The sequence below is a fragment of the Embleya sp. NPDC050493 genome (assembly GCF_044458105.1).
Lineage (GTDB): Bacteria > Actinomycetota > Actinomycetes > Streptomycetales > Streptomycetaceae > Embleya.
Genome location: NZ_JBITHP010000003.1, coordinates 552739 through 569688, shown reverse-complemented (window position 1 = coordinate 569688; position 16950 = coordinate 552739). Strand labels below are relative to the sequence as shown.

The following is a 16950-nucleotide window of genomic DNA, read 5'->3' as shown; positions in this document are numbered from 1 at the left end:
GCGGGCCGGGCTTTCCGGGGGCGCAGATGAGCGAAACGACGACGAGCGAGGCCGGCCCGACCATCACCCGCACGGCGGGCGCATTCCGGCGCTACTGGACCGCCACGACCGTCAGCCACGTCGGCGACGCGGTGACCGCCGTCGCACTGCCACTGGTGGCGCTCCAGGGCCTGCACGCGAGCAGCCTCCAGGTCAGCCTGATCACCGTCGCGCAGTACACCGCGTGGATCCTGATCGGGCTCCCGGCCGGAGTGATCGTGCAACGACTCCCGCTGCGCGGCACCCAGGTCGCGATGGATGTGCTGCGGGCCGTCGCGGTCGCCTCCGTCCCGCTCGCGTGGGCCCTGGGGGTACTGCACCTGTGGCAACTGATCATGGTCGCCTTCGTGGTCGGCCTGGCGAGCGTGGTCTTCGACGTGGGCAACGCGACGCTGCTCCCGTCGATCGTGAGCAAGGAGGAGTTGACCGCCCGCAACAGCCTCACCTCGGGCTCGGTTTCGGCCACCCAGCTCGGCGGCCCGTCGCTGGGCGGCGTGCTGGTGCAACTGTGCGGAGCCGCGAGCGGGTTGCTGGTGGACGCGGTCAGTTTCCTGGTGTCGGCGGTGCTGCTGCGCGGCCTGCCGCGCCCGGCCCGGACCACGTCGACCACCGCCGGGCCCTCGGTGTTCGCGCTGATCTCCGAGGGGCTGCGCTACGTGCGCCGGCACCCGGTGATCCGCCCGTGCGTGGCCGCCGCGACCACCGTCAACTTCGTCTGCGGCGCGCTGCTGGCGCTCGTCCCGGCATTCCTGGTACGCACCCTGGACGCGCCGGCCGCGCTGGTGGGCGTCCTGATCGCCTCCGAGGGGATGGGCAGCCTGCTCGCCGCGGCGCTGACCCCGCGCCTGGTGGCCCGGGTGGGCAGCGCCCGTGCCCTGATCGGGGCCGCGCTCTTCGGCGCCGTCGCGCTCGGGTTCGTGCCGTTGGCCGGCCACGGTCTCGGACTGCTCGTCTTCGCGGTGGCGAACGCGGGCTTCGGCGCCGGGGTCGTGGTGCTCAGCATCCTCACCCGCACCCACCGCCAGACGGTGACCCCGCCGGACCTGCTGCCCCGGGTGATGGCCACGGTCCGGTTCGTGTCCTGGGGCGCGATCCCGATCGGCGCGCTGACCGCCGGCCTGATCGCAACCTGGCTGGGCACCCGGGCCGCCCTGGCCACACTGTGCGGCATCGCCTTCCTGACCCCCCTCGTACTGTGGTCGAGCCCGATCCGTACCCAACGAGACCTGACCTGAGGCCGGCCGCCCGTGGGGCCCACCGGGCTGCGACCGGGACCGAGGCCGGCGGCGGATCGGTACCGAGGTCGGGGCCGGCCGGTCCACGGCGGCGGCCAGGTGTCGGTGCGGGCCGCGCCCGCCGTCGGCCGGTGCTCATCGACTACGCTCGCCGACCCCGATCCCGGCGCCGCACGCCCGTCCACGGCCGCGGCGGGTGTCGATGCGGCCGCGCCCGCCCCCGGCCGGAGGCTCAGCCTGTGCGCTCGCCGATCCCGGCGCCGCGGGCTCGTCCGCGGGGCGGGAAATCCAGGTGACCGTGTGGCAGTTCCTGATCTAGGTTGGGGGCATGGATGTGACCTGCAAGCGGATCGGTGAGCCGCGCCACGCGTTCGGCAGCCGCCCGCGGAGCGCGCATCCGACGACGAACCGGGAGCCGTGGAAGGGCCGTTGGCCCGATCGCTCCGGGTCGCCTCGCGGCTGAACCGCCACCGGTAGGCGGTGTGACGACCACGGTCGTCCCACCCACCGGCCCGCGGCCGAACAGCCGCCCCCGAGCCGACCCGAAGGCCGCCGCCCCGCGCCGAGCCCGGTCCGTCCCGGCTCCGCCGGCGCCCGCACCCTGATCCCCCACCGACCGACCGTGCCACGCCCCGCGCCGCACCGGACCGGCACACCGTCCCGCCCTCGTACCGGCGTGCGGTGTCGCCGACCGGCGCGTGCGCGGTGCGCGCACGGGTCGATGGGGTGTGTCCGGTAGCGCGCGCACCGGTCCCGGCGGCCACCGCGCCCCGGCATGCCTGCCATCCGACGAAATCCGTCCCCCTCCGTGCCGTGCACCCACCGCACGCGGCCGTGCCGCGCGCCGGGCCGGCTCGGCGCGGCGACGGGTCGATGGCGGCTGCCCGGATTCGTCACCATCCATCCCGTCGAGCAGGAGAGAAGACCCGTCATGACCACACCCGCCCGCGACCTCGCCGGCATCCGCAACATCGGGATCATGGCCCACATCGACGCCGGCAAGACCACCACCACCGAGCGCATCCTGTTCTACACGGGCGCCTCGCACCGGATCGGCGAAGTGCACGACGGCACCACCACGACGGACTGGATGCCGCAGGAGCGCGATCGCGGCATCACCATCACGTCCGCCGCGATCACCTGCGACTGGACCCTGGACGGGGTGAGTCACCGGATCAACCTGATCGACACACCCGGCCACGTCGACTTCACCGTCGAGGTGGAACGCTGCCTGCGCGTGCTCGACGGCGCGGTGACCGTCTTCGACGGGGTCGCAGGCGTCGAACCGCAGTCCGAGACGGTGTGGCGGCAGGCGGACCGCTACCGGGTGCCCCGGATCTGCTTCGTCAACAAACTCGACCGCACCGGCGCCGAGTTCCATCGTTGCGTCGAGATGATCGGCGAACGGCTGGGCGCGGTGGCCCTGGTCGTGCAGGTGCCGATCGGCGCCGAGGCCGACTTCCGCGGCGTGGTCGACCTGGTCCGCATGCGGGCCCTGCTGTGGTCCGCCGAGAGCGGACTCGGCGAGGCGTACGAGGACGTCGAGATCCCGGCCGCGTACCTGGCGACCGCGCTGACCTGGCGCGGCCGACTGCTGGAGACCGTGGCCGAACACGACGAGGCGATGTTGGAGCTGTACCTGGCGGGCGAGGAGCCCACCGAGGCGCGGCTGCACGCCGCGATCCGGCGGATCACCATCGCCTCCGGTCTCGACGAAGGCCGCACCGTCACCCCGGTCCTGTGTGGAACCGCCTTCAAGAACAAGGGAGTTCAGCCACTGCTCGATGCCGTCGTACGCTACCTGCCGTCGCCGCTGGACGTGGACGCGATCGTGGGACACGCGGTCGACGCGGAACGGACCGAGGTCGAGCGCAAGCCGTCGGACGAACAGCCGCTCGCGGCACTGGCGTTCAAGATCGCGAGTGATCCGCACCTGGGCAAGCTGACCTTCATCCGGGTGTACTCGGGCCGACTCGCCGCCGGCGACCAGGTGCACAATCCGGTCAAGGGTCGCAAGGAACGGGTCGGCAAGATCTACCGGATGCACGCCGCCAAACGAGAGGAGATCGCGTCCGTGGGCGCCGGCGACATCGTCGCGGTGATGGGGCTGCGGCAGACCACCACCGGCGAGACCCTGTGCGATCCGGCGCACCCGGTGATCCTGGAATCGATGGACTTCCCCGTACCGGTGCTCGAAGTGGCCATCGAACCCAGGTCCCGGGCGGACCAGGAGAAACTGGGCGTCGCCATCCAGCGCCTGGCCGAGGAGGATCCGTCCTTCCGGGTCAAGACCGACCGGGAGACCGGCCAGACCATCGTCTCCGGCATGGGCGAACTGCACCTGGAGGTGCTGGTCGACCGGATGCGGCTGGAGTTCGACGTCGCCGCCGACGTCGGCCGGCCCCGGGTCGCCTACCGCGAGACGGTGTGCGCGGCGGTGGCCGGGCACGACTACACCTATCGCAAGCAGACCGGCGGCAAGGGCCAATACGCCAAGGTCCGGATCGCGATCGAACCACTGGAGGGAGAGGGCTACGAGTTCGTCGACAAGATCACCGGCGGGCGCATCCCGAAGGAGTTCATCCCGTCGGTGGACGCGGGTTGCCGCGCCGCGATGGAGTTCGGGGTGCTGGCGGGCTACCCGCTCACCGGGCTTCGGGTCACCCTGCTCGACGGCGACTTCCACGACGTCGACTCGTCCGAGATGGCCTTCCGGATCGCCGGATCGTTGGCCTTCAAGGAGGCCGCGCGACTCGCGTCGCCGGCGCTGCTCGAACCGACCATGGCGGTCGAGGTGACCACGCCCGAGGAATACCTGGGTGAGGTCATCGGCAATCTCAACGCCCGGCGTGGACAGGTCTCCACGATGACCGAGCGCTCCGGCGCCAAGGTGGTCACGGCGCTGGTGCCGCTCGCCGAGATGTTCGGCTACGTGGGCGACCTGCGCGGCCGGACCTCGGGTCGGGCGAGCTACACGATGGAGTTCGCCGCGTACGCCCGAGTCCCCGGGCACGTCGCGGAGGCGATCCTGGCCAAGGCGAGCACGGCGTAATCGCCGACGGGGGTGCGGAATTCCGCTCACCACGCGGAATTCCGCGCCCCCGGAGCAGGCCTCCCGTCGGGACCGACGCGACGGGAGGCCGCCCACGCTGCGCGGCACCGGCGGGCATCGGCACGTGACGACCCACCGACTGCGCGAGTCCCGCGCCGACAGGCACGAACACCCCGGACCCGACACCACGACGCCATGGCGGCAGGCGCGACGGCGCCCGGGACCCTACCCCGCGACGCCCGCACCGACAGGCGCGAGCACCTTCGGCCACAACCCCCCGGCCCCTGACCCGGGTTCGGTCCGGATCAGTCCGGGGCGGGCACCGTACCGCGATAGGCGAAGCCTGTTCGGTACGCCCACACCACCGCCTGGGTGCGGTCGCGCACGTACAGTTTGGCCAGTATGTGCTTGACGTGCGTCTTGACCGTCTCCACGGACAGATGCAGCGTGCGGGCGATCTCGGTGTTCGACAGGCCCAGCGCCATCGCCCGCAATACGTCCGCCTCGCGCTCGGTGAGCCGGGCCGCACGCGCGTGGTCCGGTCCCACGCGTGCGGCGTGCGAGGCGAACAGCCTGCGGGCCACCGCCGGCGACACCACCGCGTCGCCCGCGGCGACCGTACGGATCGCCGCGACCAGTTCCTCGGGCGTGGCCCGCTTGAGCAGGAATCCGTCCGCGCCGGCGGTGATCGCGTCGTCCACCACCTCGTCCAGGTCGAATGTGGTGAGCACCAGGACCCGCGGGCGATCCGGCACGGCCATCAGATCCCGGGTGGCAAAGACCCCGTCGCGGACCGGCATCCGGATGTCCATCACCACCACGTCGGGGCGATGTTCGAGCGCCCCGCGCACCGCCTCGACACCGTTCGCCGCCTCGCCCACCACGTCGATGCCCGGCTCGGCCCGCAGCAGCGCCCGCAGCCCGCTGCGCACCAACGCGTCGTCGTCGACCAGCAGGACCCGGATCACGAACGCGCCTCGGCCGGGAGGGTCGCGCGCACCCGAAAGCCCGCCTGGATCGGACCGGCCTCCACCTCGCCGCCGACCAGGCGGGCGCGTTCGCGCATGTTGGCCAGACCGCGGCCGGGCGGGCCCACCGGCCGGTGTCGGCCCTGGTTGACGATCTCCAGCACCACCGTGCCGTTCGACCGGACCAGGTCCACGTCTATCCGGCCCGTCTCGGTGTGCCGCAGCGCGTTGGTCAGCGCCTCCTGGACGATCCGGTGCAGCGCCCGGGCGACACCCTCGCTCACCGCGACCTCCTCGGCGTTCAGCCGCAACTCCCGTCCGGCGGCCCGGACCCGCTCCACCAGGCCGGTCAGATCGGTGACCGGCTCGGCCGCGTGCAGCACTCGGACCAGCCGGTCCAACTCGCCGAGCGCCTCGCGGCCGACGCTCTCGATGTTGCCCAGCGCCTCGCGTGCGAAGGTCGGGTCGTCGGCGAACACCCGGCGCCCGACACCCGCCTGCATGACCATCACATTCACCGCGTGCCCGATCGCGTCGTGCAGTTCGCGGGCCAATTCGGTGCGCTCCTCGGCCCGCACCCGGGCGTGTTCGGCGACCGAGACGGCCCGCCGGCTGCGGGCGGCGTCGCCGGTGACGACGGCCAACAGGAAGCAGACCGCCACGCCGAACACGTCCGCGCCGCCGACCGGCGCACGATCCAGGACGACGTACCCGCCCACCGCCGACAACTCGATGATCGACCCGATGACCCGGGCGGTCGCCCCCCGCAGCGAGAAGAGGGTGAACAACGAGATCCAGGCCGGCCACTGGGTCACCGTGGTGGCGTAGCCCACCGCCGCGTTGACCACCACCAGCACCGACGTGGCGAAGACCACCGGGATCGGCGCGACCCGGCGCCAGAGCAGGCACAGCGCGGATCCGACCGCGAGCCCGACACCCACCGGGTCCAACGCGTGGTACGGCGGGCCGGCCGGGGCGAGCACGGTCACCGAGGCCGCCGCGACCACGAACCCCACGGTCAGCCAGGCGTCGGAAATGCGCATGGCCCATCCTGCACCGGCATCGGTCACATCGGTCACCTCCCCCCGACGGAGACGTACCTCCCTCGCGGGAGGTAGGCGATTCCCCCGCCGCGAGGGGCGAGCGGGGCGCCCCTCGCTTCCTAGCGTTGCCGGCACTCGGCGCAAGAGCGTCGCCGGCATACGGGAAATGCGTGGCCGGCCCGCGGGAGACAGCGTCGCCGGCACACGGGAAGAGCGTTGCCGGCGCACGGGGGAAGGGACGCCCGGAGATGACAGCGGTGACGCACGAATCGACCCGACGACGCACGGTCGGGGTGTGGTGGTTGGCCCTGAGCGCCCTGGCCGTCGCGGTGTTCGCGCCGCTTCCCTACCTGACCGACACGCTCGCCGATCTGGCCTCGGACGACAGCGGCATCGCCGCGAACTACGCGGACCGACCGCGATGGGCGCAGGCGTTCTTCTACACCCACATCGTCGCCGCCGGCCTGGCCCTGCTGCTGTCTCCGGCACAACTGTCGGCCCGGGTCCGCCGCCGGTCGCCGCGGCTGCACCGGATCTGCGGCCGAGTGACGGTGGCGTGCATCCTGCTCGGCGGCGCGGCCGGCCTGGTGCTCGCGCCGCTGAACCTGGCCGGCGCGGTGGGCACGGCCGGCTTCGGCATGCCGGCGGTGTTGTGGGTGACCTGCGCGCTGATGGGCCTGCGCGCCATCCGCTGGGGCACGGTCGGCGAACACCGGCGTTGGATGCAGCGTGCCTTCGCGTTCACCTACGCGGCGGTGACGCTGCGCCTGTGGCTGGTCGTCCTGGTCCCGATGACCGACTTCGACCGCGCGTACCGGGTCGTCCCGTTCCTGTGCTGGGTGCCCAACCTGATCGTGGTCGAACTGCTGCTGCGCCGGCGCGGCCAACGCCCGCGGGCCGGGCACCGGCAGGCCGACCCGGCGCGCGACCCGGCGCCCGATCCGCAGCCGCGGGCCGGCTGAGCTGCGGCCTCCGGTCGAAGCCGGTCCGAGACGGTTCGAGCTTGTTCGATCCGGTCCATGCCGGTCCGGGCCGGTCGATGCCGGTCGATGCCGTCGAAGCCCGGACACCTCAAGATCATTGTGCCCGTCATGTGCGCGAGGGGCGGATGTCGCCCAATCGCCACCTACGGCCCATAGCGTCTGCCGCGGCATCCGCCCATGCCCCAGACCGGAGGAACGCACATGGCGACCGAGGACCACTCGAACCGACCCGACGACCACCCCACTCCGCAATTGCCCGAATGGGCCGACCCGGAGGTGGCCGAGGACCGGCTCGACCCGCAGGGTGTGTCCCGGCGTGGTCTGATCGGTCGGGCCGGCCTGTTCGGAGCCGGCTTCCTCGGCGCGTCGGCGCTCGGCGCGGTGGGTGCCGGTTCGGCCGCCGCGGCCGAGTCCGACGATGCGGTGCAGGCGAGTTCGCGACCGGGCCAGGACGGCCCGCCCGCCAAGTTCGTCTACCTGGTGGGCGACCACCACGTACACACGGTCTACAGCCACGACGCCAAGTACGGCTTCGCCCAGTCGGCCGCGCAGGGTCGGCAGTTCGGCCTGGACTGGATCGTCTACACCGAGCACGCCAACTTCGGCCACGCCAACGCCGGCGGCGCGGAGCGCGAGCACGCGGAGATCGTCAAGGCCCGCCAGGAGAACCCCCGGGTGCTGATCTTCCAGGGCCTGGAGTGGTACGTCCCCGCCGCCGAGCACGCCACCGTGATGGTCGCGCCCGGCCGGAACGAGGTGGAACTGCTCCGCCGATTCGAGCTGACCTTCGACGCCAAGCTCAACAAGTTCGACGTGGGCGCCCCCGGCGACCCGGTCACCGCGGCCAACGAGGCCAAGGCGGTGGAGGCGATCCGCTGGCTCGGGCAGCGCCGGCGTGAGGGCTTCGTCGAGGACGTCCTGGTGCTGGCCAACCACCCCAGTCGGCTGGGCATCGTCTCGCCGCACGAACTGCGCGCGTGGCAGGACGCGGACCCCTCGATCTTCCTCGGCTTCGAGGGCGCGCCCGGTTCGCAGGCCAACGCCGACCCGGCCTGGGTGAAGTACCGCGAGGGACAGTCGGGTCCGGGCACCTTCCAGCGCGGCGAGTACCAGAACGCGCCGTCGCCGCAGAGCTGGCCGCGGTACCCGATCGAGAGCTACCGCACGCACGGCGGCTTCGACTGGATGACCTCGACGGTCGGCGGCATGTGGGACGCGCTGCTCGCCGAGGGCCGGCTGTGGTCGGTCACCTCGAACTCGGACAACCACCGCACCATGTTCGACACCCACGCGGACGGCGCCTACCCGCCCGGCAAGGGCTTCGACGACCTGGGCTCCAAGCCGCTGCCCGTGGACACCGGAGTCCCGCAGCCCGGCAGCGACTTCTGGCCGGGTCAGTTCAGCCGCACCCACGTGGGTGTCGAGCGCTTCGGCTACCGCGACGTGATGGCCGGCCTGCGGGCCGGTCGGGTGTGGGTGGACCACGGCCAGCTTCTGGACGGCCTGGACGTGTGGATGGTCGCGGACAACGGCCACACCGAGCCGGTCACCCTGGGCGGCCGGTTGCCGCTGGCGGCCAACCGCGGCGCCACCCTCTACATCCGGATCACCACCGCGAGCCGGCCCAACTACCACGGCGAGGTGCCCCGCCTCGCGCACGTGGACGTGATCACCGGAACGGTCACCGGCAAGTCCCGCGACGCGGACTCGTGGCAGGCCCCGGACACGCGGGTGAGCAAGCGCATCGACGTGTCCGGCCGCACCGGCACCTACACCCTGAAGGTGCAACTGCCGCGCCGGAACAAGCCGTACTACGTCCGTCTGCGCGGCAGCGACGGCAACCGGCACGGCGTGGGCCCGTTCGGCGCCGGCGTCGACCCGGCCGGCCCGATCCAGCACCCGAACAACGACGGCGACCCGTGGCGCGACATCTGGTTCTACAGCAACCCGATCTTCGTCGACGTCAAGGGTTCGCACTGAGGTAACAACCCGCACGCGGTACGGCGGGGCAGGGGCCCGGCCGGAATCGAGGCGGGGGCCGGGGCGGGGCGCTCGGCCCGGTCCCGGGCCCCGGTCCCGGCTTCGGCCTCGACCCCGCCGCGCTGTGCGCCGTGCGCCGTGCGCCCCGACCGTTCGCCCTGCCGCGCTGTTCGCCCCGCCCCGACGGCCATCCGGTCGGCGGGGCGGCGGCGTTTCAGGACGTGTGCCGTCCCGGGACCAGGCCGGTCAGGTGCGCGAACGCGACGACATTGCCCAGGTAGCGCTGCTCCGCTCGGTCGAAGCCCGCCCCGCAGGTGATCAGCCGCAACTCCGCACCCTTCGCGGCGCCGTAGACGCGGCGGTCGGGGAATTGCTCGGCGCGGTAGACCTCGATCGCGTCCACGGTGAAGATCGCCGTGTCGCCGTCGGCGCGATCCACCTCGACGGTGTTCCCCCGATGCAGCTCGCCGAGGTGGTAGAAGACCGCCGGGCCCTCCCGGGTGTCGACGTGGCCGGCCACGATCGCGGTACCACCCGCACCGGGCGCGGTGCCGCTGCGATACCAGCCCGCGAGGTTGACCTCGTCGTCGGGCGGGGCCGCGAGCCGGCCGCCGTCCTCCAGGCCCAGACCGGTCAGCGGTGCGTCCACCGAGATCGCCGGGATCCGCACCCGGATCGGCGCCGCGGACGCCAGCGGGGCCAGCGGCGGCGGATCGTTCGGCGCCGGGCGTGGCTCGTCCGGATAGACCCGGGCCTCGCCGGGCTGCGGCGGCGGGTCGGCGGCCCCGGCGCCGTTGACGATCAACGCGGCGCCGAGGCACATCGCGACGACGCCGGCGCCCACCGGCCCCATGGTGCGCCTGCGACCTTCGTCGGGCGGGGCCGAAGGGTCCACTGCTGCTCCTGACGGGGTTGCTCCCGGCATGCCCGGGCGGGGCCGTGGCCCGAAGTCACCCACGTGGTCGGTGGGTTACACCCGCGTTCCCGCACCGCCGCGACCGGGGCCGGGCGGTGCGGGAACGCGGTGGTCCGAGCGGCGAGGGTTCCGCTCAGACTCGGTCCGTGCCGCGTCGGCGACGCAGCACGACGACGCCCGCACCGGCGGCGAACAGGCCCACGCCGAGCGCGATTCCGCTGCCGCCGGCAGTGCCGGACGTACCACCGGCACCGGTGTGCATGCTGCCCGAGGGGGCCTGGGCGTACTTGCCGTCGGATCCGGCCGCGCCGCCGTGCGCGGCCTGGGCGGCGTCCGCCCGGCCCTTGTCGGGTCCGCCCTCGCCGGCGGGGATCTTGACGTTCGGGCAGGCCTTGGCGGCGGCCGAGGTCGCGGCGCTCATCTCGTTCCTGGTGCGGTCGAGCTGTTCCTGCCGGGACTTGTCGGGCCGCCCGGCCGCTGCCTTGGCGAAGTCCGCGACCGCGGCGTCGTACTGCAATTGGGCCTTCGCCGCCGCGGCGACCGCCTTGGCGCAGTCCGCCGGGTCGACCTGAGTACGGGCGGGGGCCGCGTGGCCGGCCGTGGGAGCGGCCAGCGCGAGACTCGCGCCGAGAAGCGTGGCGCCCGCAAACCTGGTGATCGAACGCATGATGCAACCTCCGGCGAGCCCGGACGCGGTAGCGACCTACCGCTGGGACAGCCGTGCTCGCGACTTCCAGATAAGCCGGGCGCACGGCCCCTCGCATGCCGAGAATGCCGCCACGGAGCCGAGTGGATACACTGTGTCACCCGATGGGCCCCGGGTTTCCGCACGCCACCCGGTATCGGGACCCGGTTCGCACGATTCGCCCGCGGACTGGCCGAATGGGTGACCTTCGGCGCTCGACCCCATCCGGCGCCCCTCCCCCCGGCGGGGTTCAGTGGGTGGCGCCGCCCGGGGCGGTGATGTCGTCCGTGCGGGTGACGGCCGTGGTCACGATCGCGCGCAGGCCGGCGGTGATGGTGGGCAGCGGGAGTGAGGGGACCACCCGATCGGTGGCCTGGTCGGAGGAGAACGGCACGTGCACGAAGCCGCCGCGGGTGGTGGGGCGTTCGGTGGCGAGCAGATGCATCAGGCCGTAGAAGACGTGGTTGCAGACGAAGGTGCCGGCCGTCTGGGACACCGATGCGGGCACGCCGGCCGCGCGGGCCGCCGCCACGCACGCCTTGACCGGCAGCGTGGCGAAGTACGCGGCGGGGCCCGCCTCGACGACGGGTGTGTCGATCGGCTGCCGACCGGCGTTGTCCGGGATCCGGGCGTCGTCGATGTTGACCGCGACCCGCTCCACGGTGACGTCCGGCCGGCCGCCGGCCTGGCCCACGCACAGCACCAGGTCGGGATCGACCCGCTCGACGGCCGCCCGCAGTTCCTTCAGCGCCACCCCATACACACAGGACAGCTTCACCACCGTCACCGTCAGGCCCGGTTCGGGCGCCTCCGCGAGCAGCCGCACGGCCTCCCACGAGGGATTGGTGGCCTCGCCGGCGAAGGTGTCGAATCCGGTGACGAGTACGCGGGTCATGACTGTTGTCTCCTGGGACGGCCGAGCGAGCGGAACGAGGCGAACGGAAGGAGGCGGGGCGCAGGGGCCGGGCGGGCTCAGAACGCGAAGGCCGACATGATGCCGATGTTGACGACCAGCAGCGCGCCCGCGGTGGGCAGTTGCGCCTTGATCGGCCCGTACTGGTCCTTGAGTCCCAACAGGGCCGCGGGCACGAGGTTGAAGTTGGCCGCCATCGGGGTGCACAGCGTGCCGCAGAAGCCCGCCAGCATGCCCAGGGCGAGCACCACCGCCGGGTCGCCGCCGCCCTCGACCACCAGCACCGGCCAGCCGATCGCCGCGGTCATCACCGGGAACGCGGCGAAGGCGTTGCCCATGATCGTGGTGAACAGGAACATGCCCAGGCAGTACACGATCACCGCGACGTAGATCTTGCCGTCCGGCAGCACCTTCGAGGTGAGCACGCCGACCTGCTTGCCGACCCCCGAGACCTGGAAGATCGAACCGAGCGTGGCCAGCAGTTGCGGCAGAAGCAGTGCCCAGCCCATCGCCTCCAGCATCGAACGACCCTCGTGGATCGGCACGCTGATGCGCTTCTCGCGGACCACGAGCATGCCGACCACGAGTGCGACGATCGCGCCGATGCCCAGGCCCAGGAGGGTTTCGCTGCCCTTTTGCAGGACCGGTTCGGAGCCGATGTGCCACTTCTTCACGATCACCGCGCACACCATCGCCACCACCGGGATGGTCAGTGCCGGAATGAACAGGCGGCTGCCGAGGCGGGCGGCGATGGCCACCCGCTGCTCGCTGTCGGTACTGTGCACGGCGCCCTTGCCGGTGAAGCCGAAGCCCGCCAGACACACCATCACCAGCACGGCCACGCCCAGCGGTTCGGCCGGGGAGGTCTTCTCCACGACTCGGGTGCTGTAGATGAAGCCCGCACCGAGCAGGCCCCAGAACGCGGCGCTGCCGAAGCGCTTGGCATTGCTGCGGTCCACGAGCATCTGCCCGGCCATCACCAGGAAGATGGCGCCGACCAGCCAGAAGAACCATTCGACCTCGATCACTTGAGCTTCCTCTCGGCAACGGCGCCAGCGGCGGCGGGACGTGCGGCCACGGATGCGGCGACGGTCTCGGCGACCGGCCCGGCGGCGGGGACGGCCGCGAACTCGCGGGCCAACGTGCGGTCCAGCCGCAGCAGTCGCCAGCCGTGGATGAGGAACGCGAAGACGGCGGTGGGAATCGCCCACAGCGCCACGTGCAACGGCTCGATGTGCTGGTGGTACGTGGTGTTCACGAAGCCGGTGATCAGCAGGATCGAGCCGACCGCCAGAAAGCAGTCCTCGCCGAAGAACAGGCCGACGTTGTCGGCGCCCGCGGCATGCGAACGGATCTTCTCCCGGACCTTGTCCGGGAGCGGCCCGTGGCTGCGCTCGGCGGCGCCCTCGGCCATCGGAACCACCAACGGGCGTACCGTCTGGGCCGGTCCGCCCAGGGTGACCAGGCCGACCGCGGCGGTGAGCTGACGCAGGCCCAGGTACAGCACCAGGAAGCGCCCGGTGGTAAGCCTGCCGAACCGCGCGATCAGGGTACGGGCCTGCTCCCGGAGGCCGTTGCGTTCCAGGAGGCCGATCACCGGCAGGGTGATCGCGAAGATCGTCACGCCCCGGCTGGACGCGAAGCCGTTGCCGAACGCGGCGAGCACTTCGCGCGGTGACAGGTCTCCGAGCAGGCCGGTGGCCACGCCGGAAACGCCGACCACCAACAGGGGGTTGCGTCGAGTGGCGAACCCTACGATCACCAGTAGGACGCCGAGGAGCACAATCATTGCGCAGCCTTCCACGCTCGGGTCCTCGAACAGGGGGACGAGGAGGTGCCGAGGAGGCTAAGCTATTGTTGAACAATCCCACAAGACCTTGTGAACGGTGCGGGAACTTGATCTACTCCTCCCGCACTGCCCGTCGCACTCTGGGGGAACCCCACATGGGCCAAGACGTCGACCTCGCCCGGCCTTCCGCCGACGACACGCTCGGACGCCTTGCCGCCGATCGCGACCTGCTCGGACGCGCGGGCACCGCACAACGCGTCGCCGAGGTGTTGCGCGATCGCATCGCCGAGGGCGCGCTGCCACCAGGCACCCGACTGTCCGAACAGGCCCTGGGCGCCGCCCTCGGTGTCTCCCGCAACACGCTGCGTGAGGCGTTCCGCACGCTGGTCGACGGCCGCCTGGTCGTGCACGAGATGAATCGCGGCGTCTTCGTCCGCATGCTCGACCCCGACGACGTGTCCGACATCTACGCGGTCCGTCGGGCCCTGGAGGGCACCGGTCTGCGGGCCGCCGCCACGGCCGCACCCGAGCGCATCGCCGCACTGCACGCGGCGGTCGCCGGCGGCGAGGCGGCGGCCGACGCCGGCGACTGGCCCGAGGTCGGCACCGCCGACCTGCGCTTCCACCGGGCCCTGGTCGCCCTCGCGGGCAGCCCGCGTCTGGACGAGTACATGACCCGGCTGATCGCCGAGCTGCGGCTGGCCTTCCTGGCCATGCCCTCGGCCCGGGCGCTGCACGAACCGTTCCTGCGCCGCAACCGGCGGATCGCCGACCTGCTCGCGGCCGGCGACACCGCCGGCGCCGCGGTGGTTCTGGAGCGGTACCTGGACGACGCGTGCGAGATGATCTGCACGGCGATGCGCATGGACGGCGCATGAGCGCCACCGTGATCGACCTCAACGCCGACCTGGGCGAGGGCTTCGGCCGCTGGACGCTGACCGACGACGAGGCACTGCTGTCCGTGGTGACCAGCGCCAACGTCGCGTGCGGATTCCACGCCGGGGATCCGATCACGATGCGTCGGGTCTGCGACCTGGCCGCCGAGCACGACGTGCGGATCGGCGCACAGGTCTCCTATCGCGACCTGGCCGGCTTCGGCCGCCGCGCGATGGACGTGCCGGCCGCCGAGCTGGCCGCCGAAGTGGCCTATCAGATCGGCGCGTTGGAGGTCTTCGCACGTGCCGCCGGGGCCCGGGTGGCCTATCTCAAGCCGCACGGCGCGCTGTACAACCGCACGGTGTGGGACGAGGACCAGGCCGGCGCGGTGGTCGCCGGCGTGCTCCTGGCCGGCGCTGCGCTGCCGGTCCTGGGGCTGCCCGGCTCACGCCTGCTCGAAGCTGCCGAGTCCGCCGGACTGCCTTGCGTACGCGAGGCGTTCGCGGACCGCGCATACACCGCGCAGGGCACCCTGGTGCCGCGCGGGGAACCCGGAGCCGTCGTCCACGACGGGGACCGGGTCGTGTCCCGCTCGCTGACGATGGCGCGTGAGGGCGCCGTCGTCGCCATCACGGGAGAGCGGGTCGCCGTCTCGGCCCGGTCGCTGTGCCTGCACGGTGACACCCCGGGTGCGGCCGAGCTGGCGCTGCGGGTCCGCCGCGCGCTGCTGGCCGCCGACGTGTCCCTGGAGCCGTTCGCGTGAGGGCCCTGCCGGTGGGCCGACACGCGCTGCTCCTGGAGGTGGACACGGCCGACCGGGCCGAGGCGCTGCACGCCGAACTGCTGCGCCGACGCGCCGCGGGAACCCTGCCGACGGTCCGCGAGATCGTCCCGGCCGCACGCACCGTGCTGCTGGACGGGCTCGCGGAACCGGCCGCCCTGGCCGCCGACGTCCCCGGGTGGCACATCCCGCCGCTGTCCGCCGAGGCGGGCGAGCTGATCGAGATCGCGGTGCGCTACGACGGGCCGGACCTGGCCGAGGTGGCCGACCTGTGGCGGGTGCCGGTCGGGCGCGTGCCCGAGATCATCGGCGGGATCACCTTCCGGGTCGCCTTCTGTGGCTTCGCCCCCGGATTCGGCTACCTCACCGGCCTGCCCCGGCGCTATCACCTGGCCCGCCGGGCCACGCCGCGCACCGCCGTCCCGGTCGGCTCGCTGGGACTGGCCGGCGAGTACGCGGGCGTGTACCCGCGCTCCTCGCCCGGAGGTTGGCAACTGGTCGGCAGCACCGACGCGGTGTTGTGGGACGCCGCCCGTGAGCCCGCCGCCCTGTTCGCTCCCGGGGTGCGGGTGCACTTCGTGCCGGAGGACCGATGAGGGCGCGCGCCGTCGAGGCGGTCCGAGCGGACGCCCCGACCACCATGCGGACGCTCTCCGCACCGGAGGAGCAATGAACACGCGCGCCATCCAGGTGGTCCGGGCCGGCGCCCTGACCACCGTGCAGGACCTGGGCCGCGCCGGGTTCGCGCACCTGGGTGTGCCCCGCTCCGGCGCGCTGGACCAGCCCGCACACCGGCTCGCCAATCGCCTGGTCGGCAATCCGCCCGACGCGGCGACCCTGGAGACCACCTTGACCGGCACCGCCGTGCGGGTGTGCGCGACCACCGTGGCCGCGGTGGTCGGCGCGCCCTGCACGGTCCGGGTCCAGGGCCGCCCGGTGGCGTGGGGCGCGGCGATCCGGATCCCGGCCGGCGCCGTGCTCGACGTCGGCCCGGCCACCGCCGGTCTGCGCGGCTATCTGGCCTTCGCCGGCGGCGTGGCGGTCGAGCCGGTGCTGGGCAGCCGGTCCACCGACCTGCTCTCCGGACTGGGGCCCGCGCCGCTGGCCGACGGCGACGTGCTCGGGTTGGGCGAGCCGACCGGCCCCACGCCGCCGGACGCGGATGTGTCCCGTCGACCGGGGCCGCCCACCGAGCTCGTGCTGCCGGTGGTGCTCGGCCCGCGCCGGGACTGGTTCGCACCCGACGCCCCCGCCGCGCTCGGCGCCGCCCGCTACACGGTGGCCTCGGCGAGCAACCGGATCGGGCTGCGCACCGACGGACCCGCGCTGAGCTGGGCGCGCACGGACGAACTGCCGAGCGAGGGCATGGTGTTGGGCGCCGTACAGGTGCCCCCGGACGGCCGGCCCGTGCTCTTCCTGGCCGACCACCCGGTCACCGGCGGCTACCCGGTGATCGGCGTGGTCCCCGAGGAACACCTCGCCCCGGCCGCTCAGGCGGTCCCCGGCACACCGGTCCGCTTCACCGTCACGGCGCACTGACCACAGGTCGACCCGCACCACGCCGCATGCCATCAACCGGCAACTCGACTGCGCTACAAAGGAGTTGCCGGGGCACGCCCGCGCGCTCACCGGAGCGGGCCGCACCCCGGCGCCGACCTGCGAAGCGACCGCCGCGCCCGTGAGTTCCTCA

Annotated in this window: 15 protein-coding genes; 8 read left to right on the top strand and 7 right to left on the bottom strand. The window is 72.9% G+C overall.

Annotated elements, in window-relative coordinates; translation table 11 throughout:
• The first annotated feature begins 26 nt into the window (after positions 1-26).
• Positions 27-1274 carry an MFS transporter gene (locus tag ACIBM5_RS09210; RefSeq protein ID WP_396006187.1) on the top strand — a complete coding sequence of 416 codons (1248 nt, stop codon included), beginning with the start codon at positions 27-29 and terminating at the stop codon, positions 1272-1274.
• Between the two features lie 931 nt (positions 1275-2205).
• Positions 2206-4326 (top strand): elongation factor G, encoded by a 2121-nt coding sequence (gene fusA / locus ACIBM5_RS09205; RefSeq protein WP_396006186.1) that lies wholly within the window; start codon positions 2206-2208, stop codon positions 4324-4326.
• Between the two features lie 305 nt (positions 4327-4631).
• Here the strand turns inward: fusA and ACIBM5_RS09200 are convergent, their stop codons facing one another.
• Positions 4632-5294, bottom strand: a complete 663-nt coding sequence (locus ACIBM5_RS09200) for a response regulator (RefSeq protein WP_396006185.1) — start codon at positions 5292-5294, stop codon at positions 4632-4634.
• Positions 5291-6337 carry a sensor histidine kinase gene (locus tag ACIBM5_RS09195; RefSeq protein ID WP_396006184.1) on the bottom strand — a complete coding sequence of 349 codons (1047 nt, stop codon included), beginning with the start codon at positions 6335-6337 and terminating at the stop codon, positions 5291-5293. The genes ACIBM5_RS09200 and ACIBM5_RS09195 overlap by 4 nt, the downstream gene beginning before the upstream one ends.
• Before the next feature lie 248 nt (positions 6338-6585).
• Here ACIBM5_RS09195 and ACIBM5_RS09190 point away from each other — a divergent pair, with 248 nt between their 5' ends.
• Entirely contained in the window at positions 6586-7299 is a 714-nt protein-coding gene (locus ACIBM5_RS09190) for a DUF2306 domain-containing protein (RefSeq protein ID WP_396006183.1), read from the top strand.
• A 222-nt stretch (positions 7300-7521) separates the two neighbouring features.
• Positions 7522-9300, top strand: a complete 1779-nt coding sequence (locus ACIBM5_RS09185; protein WP_396006182.1) for a histidinol-phosphatase — start codon at positions 7522-7524, stop codon at positions 9298-9300.
• Between the two features lie 214 nt (positions 9301-9514).
• Here the strand turns inward: ACIBM5_RS09185 and ACIBM5_RS09180 are convergent, their stop codons facing one another.
• From ACIBM5_RS09180 to ACIBM5_RS09160, 5 genes are all read right to left on the bottom strand, one after another.
• Positions 9515-10153 carry a class F sortase gene (locus tag ACIBM5_RS09180; RefSeq protein WP_396006378.1) on the bottom strand — a complete coding sequence of 213 codons (639 nt, stop codon included), beginning with the start codon at positions 10151-10153 and terminating at the stop codon, positions 9515-9517.
• Positions 10154-10349: 196 nt separating this feature from the next.
• Positions 10350-10883, bottom strand: a complete 534-nt coding sequence (locus ACIBM5_RS09175) for a hypothetical protein (RefSeq protein WP_396006181.1) — start codon at positions 10881-10883, stop codon at positions 10350-10352.
• Between the two features lie 268 nt (positions 10884-11151).
• Positions 11152-11796 (bottom strand): pyroglutamyl-peptidase I, encoded by a 645-nt coding sequence (gene pcp / locus ACIBM5_RS09170; RefSeq protein ID WP_396006180.1) that lies wholly within the window; start codon positions 11794-11796, stop codon positions 11152-11154.
• Positions 11797-11873: 77 nt separating this feature from the next.
• The gene (locus tag ACIBM5_RS09165; protein ID WP_396006179.1) at positions 11874-12842 is read right to left on the bottom strand and encodes a DUF979 domain-containing protein; all 969 of its coding nucleotides are present in this window, start codon (positions 12840-12842) and stop codon (positions 11874-11876) included.
• Positions 12839-13603: a DUF969 domain-containing protein gene (locus ACIBM5_RS09160; RefSeq protein WP_396006178.1), complete on the bottom strand. Its 765-nt coding sequence runs from the start codon at positions 13601-13603 to the stop codon at positions 12839-12841. The genes ACIBM5_RS09165 and ACIBM5_RS09160 overlap by 4 nt, the downstream gene beginning before the upstream one ends.
• 155 nt (positions 13604-13758) lie before the next feature.
• Between ACIBM5_RS09160 and ACIBM5_RS09155 the strand changes: the two genes are divergently transcribed.
• From ACIBM5_RS09155 to ACIBM5_RS09140, 4 genes are all read left to right on the top strand, one after another.
• Positions 13759-14481, top strand: a complete 723-nt coding sequence (locus ACIBM5_RS09155; RefSeq protein ID WP_396006177.1) for a GntR family transcriptional regulator — start codon at positions 13759-13761, stop codon at positions 14479-14481.
• A complete protein-coding gene (locus ACIBM5_RS09150) occupies positions 14478-15242 on the top strand; it encodes a LamB/YcsF family protein (protein WP_391583974.1) in 765 nt (254 codons plus the stop codon). Before ACIBM5_RS09155 ends, ACIBM5_RS09150 begins: the two co-directional genes overlap by 4 nt.
• Positions 15239-15856, top strand: a complete 618-nt coding sequence (locus tag ACIBM5_RS09145) for an allophanate hydrolase subunit 1 (protein WP_396006176.1) — start codon at positions 15239-15241, stop codon at positions 15854-15856. The genes ACIBM5_RS09150 and ACIBM5_RS09145 overlap by 4 nt, the downstream gene beginning before the upstream one ends.
• Before the next feature lie 73 nt (positions 15857-15929).
• Positions 15930-16799, top strand: a complete 870-nt coding sequence (locus tag ACIBM5_RS09140) for a biotin-dependent carboxyltransferase family protein (protein ID WP_396006175.1) — start codon at positions 15930-15932, stop codon at positions 16797-16799.
• Positions 16800-16950 lie beyond the last annotated feature (151 nt).

What these genes read in the sequence shown, in the direction of transcription:
- fusA (WP_396006186.1), top strand. Translation starts at nt 2,206, where the DNA reads ATGACCACACCCGCCCGCGACCTCGCCGGCATCCGCAACATCGGGATC.
- pcp (WP_396006180.1), bottom strand. Translation starts at nt 11,796, where the DNA reads ATGACCCGCGTACTCGTCACCGGATTCGACACCTTCGCCGGCGAGGCC.
- ACIBM5_RS09180 (WP_396006378.1), bottom strand. Translation starts at nt 10,153, where the DNA reads ATGGGGCCGGTGGGCGCCGGCGTCGTCGCGATGTGCCTCGGCGCCGCG.
- ACIBM5_RS09195 (WP_396006184.1), bottom strand. Translation starts at nt 6,337, where the DNA reads ATGCGCATTTCCGACGCCTGGCTGACCGTGGGGTTCGTGGTCGCGGCG.
- ACIBM5_RS09185 (WP_396006182.1), top strand. Translation starts at nt 7,522, where the DNA reads ATGGCGACCGAGGACCACTCGAACCGACCCGACGACCACCCCACTCCG.
- ACIBM5_RS09160 (WP_396006178.1), bottom strand. Translation starts at nt 13,603, where the DNA reads ATGATTGTGCTCCTCGGCGTCCTACTGGTGATCGTAGGGTTCGCCACT.
- ACIBM5_RS09140 (WP_396006175.1), top strand. Translation starts at nt 15,930, where the DNA reads ATGAACACGCGCGCCATCCAGGTGGTCCGGGCCGGCGCCCTGACCACC.
- ACIBM5_RS09175 (WP_396006181.1), bottom strand. Translation starts at nt 10,883, where the DNA reads ATGCGTTCGATCACCAGGTTTGCGGGCGCCACGCTTCTCGGCGCGAGT.
- ACIBM5_RS09210 (WP_396006187.1), top strand. Translation starts at nt 27, where the DNA reads ATGAGCGAAACGACGACGAGCGAGGCCGGCCCGACCATCACCCGCACG.
- ACIBM5_RS09155 (WP_396006177.1), top strand. Translation starts at nt 13,759, where the DNA reads ATGGGCCAAGACGTCGACCTCGCCCGGCCTTCCGCCGACGACACGCTC.
- ACIBM5_RS09150 (WP_391583974.1), top strand. Translation starts at nt 14,478, where the DNA reads ATGAGCGCCACCGTGATCGACCTCAACGCCGACCTGGGCGAGGGCTTC.
- ACIBM5_RS09190 (WP_396006183.1), top strand. Translation starts at nt 6,586, where the DNA reads ATGACAGCGGTGACGCACGAATCGACCCGACGACGCACGGTCGGGGTG.